We start from the raw sequence: 4,289 nt of genomic DNA on the forward strand, positions 1-4,289 counted from the left end.
ACGGACGATTCAGGGATGAGTGCCTCAATGAGCACTGGTTCAGCGATATCGTTCACGCCAGGAAAACGATTAATGACTGGTGGCAGGATTAGAGCGAGTGTCGTCCACATTCATCGCTGAACTACCAGACTCCGGCTGAATTTGCGGCGGGCTGGCGAAACGGGAAATATGAAGAAAAACGAACCGACATTACTAACTGAAGGTTGTATCTAATCCTGGGGGGCAGGTCAACCGCGTTGGATGATTGTGGATCATGATTATATATGTTTTTTCTTATCAGAAACAATGGGTTAAATAGTTTTATTTTGATGGTTGGTGTCGCGGAGTGGTGCTGGTTTCACTTCAGGGGTAGGCATATGGAACAGGATCCTCTTGAGATCCTTTCTTTAGCATCGTAATCTCTTGCTCAGTAAACGAAAAAACCGCCCTGCAAGGCGGTTTTTTCGAAGGTTCTCTGAGCTACCAACTCTTTGAACCGAGGTAACTGGCTTGGAGGAGCACAGTCACCAAAACTGTTCGTTTAGTTTAGCCTTAACCGGCGCATAACTTCAAGTCCATCTCCTCTAAATCAGTTACCAGTGGCTGCTGCCAGTGGCGCTTTTGCATGTCTTACCGGGTTGGACTCAAGACGATAGTTACCGGATAAGGCGCAGCAGTCGGACTGAACGGGGGGTTCGTGCATACAGTCCAGCTTGGAGCGAACTGCCTACCCGGAACTGAGTGTCAGGCGTGGAATGAGACAAACGCGGCCATAACAGCGGAATGACACCGGTAAACCGAATGGCAGGAACAGGAGAGCGCACGAGGGAGCCATCAGGGGGAAACGCCTGGTATCTTTATAGTCCTGTCGGGTTTCGCCACCACTGATTTGAGCGTCAAATTCTGTGATGCTTGTCAGGGGGGCGGAGCCTATGGAAAAACGGCCGCTGTGCTGCCTTCTCCCTCTCCGAGCTGTCTGCTCTATGTCGTTATGTGCGCGTTGCGACCGCTCGCCGCAGCCGAACGGCAGGAGCGTAGCGACTGAGTGAGCGAGGAAGCGGAAAAGAGATCTGTCTGACATTGAGCACTGACGCTCTGAGGCCCTTTATGACGAAACAACAGAAAACAGCGCTGAACATGGCTAAATTCATCCAGAATCAGTCTCTGCTCCTGCTGGAGAAGCTTAACGAGCTTGATCTCGATGTTGAGGCCGACCTTTGTGAGAAACTCCACGATGATGCGGAGCATCTTTTCCGTACACTGTCCTCGAGACTGGATGAATTACAGGATGGTAATTGATGGCCAGAGTGTCTATTAGTGAAGCGGCACGGCTTGTTAAGGTTAGCCGTCCCACAATTTACAAGATGATTAACAGTGGGAAGTTAAGTTACACCTCTGTTGTAAAGCACGGGAAGGCTATTAAAGTTATTGATACTTCAGAGCTTATTAGAGTGTTTGGTTCTCTTGATGGTGTCATCGATACTGTAAAATATGATGTAAAAAGTGACGCAGAATCTACAAGTATTAACAGCGTTGGTTTACATGATTTACAACATAGAATCGCTCTACTTGAAGCTGAAAACGATGGTCTTAAAGGGGCTGTTAAGGCTCGAGATGAGCATATTGATTCCCTTCGTCAGGCTATGCAGCTTCTGGAGCACAAGCGCGAGCCTTCTTCACCACCCCATTCCCCGTGGTGGAAATTCTGGAAAAAATCCTGATCCTGCCATGCTTGAGTTTTCCTCTCCGGCCATCCCAGGGAGTTCCTGAACCTTCCCAAAAATCGCCAGATCTCTGAACGCTCCTCACGACTAAAAATACCCACACACTACGCAAAATTAAAATTTTGCAGATTCCTTATTTAAAACAATTGGTTAATGAAAAATTAATGTGCAGTGATGTGTTACAAAGTGCAGATCCAAGTCGTGGACGACTCTATGGCGAATCGTTTACGAATTGCCCACGATTCATATGTGAATCACGCTTTATTATCATGTTGTTATGATGAATCGACTCTTGATTCAATTCATCAATTTGGGCGTTTTTTGTTCATGGTGACTCTTGATTCAATTCACGATTCGAATCGCCGGTGAATCGTGTGGTGAGTCGTCCGGCGACTTGCCATAACGTGATTGCCGGCCGTCGACGAACCCGATTCCTGAACGTGCTGAAAACCGGTTTTCCGGCTGCGCCGGCAACGCCTCACGGCCACGCAATAAATTGCGTCCCCGTTCACCGTTTTCGGATCAGAAGAACGCCGGAAACAGGACTTACCCTGGCTGAATGGCGTGAATTTCCGCGCTATGCACTTGCGCGCATACTCATGCATGCCGTAAAAACAGAGCCTGCGCGTTTCTGGCGGGTTTTCGGGTGGTTTGTTGCCTGTTTTACCGGTTTCCCGTCAGAAACGCCCTGAGGCCGTTTTAGCGGTGCGCGTAAGAAGACGTTATGGTAAATCCAAAAATGCTGGCATTCGCAATTCAGTATATCGGTACGCAGCATAATAATGGGGGTTAATTTCCAACGTATGAGCCATCAGGTGCTAAGGTTGCTTCCGAACCACCAACGTATGAGCCATCAGGTGCTAAGGTTGCTTCCGAACCACTAACGTACGATCCATCAGGTGCTAAGGTTACTTGGGATATCGCGGTTAGTGGTAATGCTGACATAGCCATTAAAACGGCACCAAGAGATAATGCTCTCATCACTATTACTCCTGTTAATATCAAAAATAGAATTGAATCGTTCAGCGGTGCCGAACGCCGGTTCCAGCCGCGGGATTCGTGATCGGGATGTTATAGTAAATTGATCTCTTGATTTTGAGTGCCCTTACTCGAAATCAGGTTGCTATTTTCAGTGTCGCGGCTACTGCTTGTACCCCCGGAAGCTCCTGAAGATTATTATTGATAGCAAACTTTATCTCTTCAAAGCTCGCGTTAATCATGAGCTTCTCATCCACGCCACGTAAAAATATTATTGTTTTTGCATTACCACATGATTTCATAAAGATAATATCATCTTTTTTTAGCATGATACTGTCGTTACTTAGTGTAGTGAGATAAAGCATAGCCACTGTTTTTGTGTGTTTTTGTTAAGGCTGTTAAGATTATTCCTAACCACTGATTTTGTACATATCATCAAAAAAAATAAAAAAACTAATGCCCCCGTGGTGGGTATATAACAAATCACGGGGAGCGGAGCTGACCTGCTCCCCGTTGATTAATACACCGCGATGTTAGTAATGTCTTCATAAGCCACATGAGGACATCCTCATGAAGAAGCGTTTTTCCGACGAACAGATCATCAGTATTCTCCGCGAGGCCGAAGCCGGGGTTTCTGCCCGTGAGCTCTGCCGTAAGCACGCCATTTCCGACGCCATCTTTTACACCTGGCGTAAGAAGTATGGCGGTATGGAGGTGCCCGAGGTTAAGCGCCTTAAGTCGCTTGAGGAAGAGAACGCCAGACTCAAGAAACTGCTTGCCGAAGCCATGCTGGATAAGCAGGCGCTTCAGGTGGCTCTGGGGCGAAAGTACTGACGACAGACCAGAAGCAGGAAGCCGTTGAGTTTATGTGTGATGCGACCGGTCTGTCGCAACGTAGTGCCTGCAGGCTTACAGGTTTGCCCCTGTCGACCTGCCGCTATGAGGCTCAGCGTTCGGCGGCTGATGCGCATTTATCACGGAGCTGGCACTGGAGCGCAGGCGTTTTGGCTACCGACGCATCTGGCAGTTACTGCGCCGTGAAGGCCTTCATGTTAATCACAAGCGCGTGTACCGTCTTTACCACCTTAACGGGCTGGGTGTAAAACGCAGACGACGTCGTAAAGGTCTGGCAACAGAACGTCTGCCGCTGCTCCGCCCGGAGGCGCCCAACCTGACCTGGCCGATGGATTTTGTCATGGACGCGCTGGCCACCGGTCGCAGGATCAAGTGCCTGACCTGCGTGGACGACTTCACGAAGGAGTGTCTGACAATTACCGCCGTCTTCGGGATTTCAGGCGTTCAGGTCACGCGAATTCTGGACAGCATTGCACTGTTTCGCGGCTATCCGGCGACGATAAGAACTGACCAGGGGCCGGAGTTTACCTGCAGAGCACTCGACCAGTGGGCTTATGAGCATGGGGTGGAGCTACGGCTTATCCAGCCGGGCAGGCCAACACAGAACGGATTTATTGAAAGTTTTAACGGACGATTCAGGGATGAGTGCCTCAATGAGCACTGGTTCAGCGATATCGTTCACGCCAGGAAAACGATTAATGACTGGTGGCAGGATTAGAGCGAGTGTCGTCCACATTCATCGCTGAACTACCA

The 4,289-nt window shown here is 49.0% G+C and carries 4 protein-coding genes and 2 pseudogenes; 4 read left to right on the top strand and 2 right to left on the bottom strand.

Annotated features, from left to right (window positions below; genetic code table 11):
* A pseudogene (locus K2184_RS28685) lies at positions 1-200 on the top strand (integrase core domain-containing protein); the annotation flags it as partial.
* Positions 201-568: 368 nt separating this feature from the next.
* Here the strand turns inward: K2184_RS28685 and K2184_RS28690 are convergent.
* Entirely contained in the window at positions 569-682 is a 114-nt protein-coding gene (locus K2184_RS28690; protein WP_071789001.1) for a replication initiation protein, read from the bottom strand.
* Positions 683-1,086: 404 nt separating this feature from the next.
* Here K2184_RS28690 and K2184_RS28695 point away from each other — a divergent pair, with 404 nt between their 5' ends.
* Together K2184_RS28695 and K2184_RS28700 are read left to right on the top strand one after the other, a co-directional pair.
* Positions 1,087-1,278, top strand: coding sequence for a Rop family plasmid primer RNA-binding protein (locus tag K2184_RS28695; protein WP_023302508.1), 192 nt, complete (start codon positions 1,087-1,089; stop codon positions 1,276-1,278).
* The gene (locus K2184_RS28700; protein ID WP_025714834.1) at positions 1,278-1,700 is read left to right on the top strand and encodes a helix-turn-helix domain-containing protein; all 423 of its coding nucleotides are present in this window, start codon (positions 1,278-1,280) and stop codon (positions 1,698-1,700) included. Before K2184_RS28695 ends, K2184_RS28700 begins: the two co-directional genes overlap by 1 nt.
* Before the next feature lie 1,118 nt (positions 1,701-2,818).
* Here K2184_RS28700 and K2184_RS28705 read toward each other — a convergent pair.
* Complete coding sequence (locus K2184_RS28705) at positions 2,819-3,010, bottom strand: hypothetical protein (RefSeq protein WP_049106033.1); 192 nt, start codon at positions 3,008-3,010, stop codon at positions 2,819-2,821.
* A 241-nt stretch (positions 3,011-3,251) separates the two neighbouring features.
* Here K2184_RS28705 and K2184_RS28710 point away from each other — a divergent pair.
* Positions 3,252-4,251: pseudogene (locus K2184_RS28710) on the top strand (IS3 family transposase); the annotation flags it as partial.
* Between the last annotated feature and the right edge of the window lie 38 nt (positions 4,252-4,289).

It is taken from the genome of Klebsiella sp. K5-306, assembly GCF_051835185.1.
GTDB lineage: Bacteria > Pseudomonadota > Gammaproteobacteria > Enterobacterales > Enterobacteriaceae > Klebsiella > Klebsiella oxytoca.

Bases quoted from the DNA above. Each gene is read 5' to 3' on its own strand.
- K2184_RS28690 (WP_071789001.1), bottom strand. From the start codon at position 682: ATGCACGAACCCCCCGTTCAGTCCGACTGCTGCGCCTTATCCGGTAAC.
- K2184_RS28695 (WP_023302508.1), top strand. From the start codon at position 1,087: ATGACGAAACAACAGAAAACAGCGCTGAACATGGCTAAATTCATCCAG.
- K2184_RS28700 (WP_025714834.1), top strand. From the start codon at position 1,278: ATGGCCAGAGTGTCTATTAGTGAAGCGGCACGGCTTGTTAAGGTTAGC.
- K2184_RS28705 (WP_049106033.1), bottom strand. From the start codon at position 3,010: ATGCTAAAAAAAGATGATATTATCTTTATGAAATCATGTGGTAATGCA.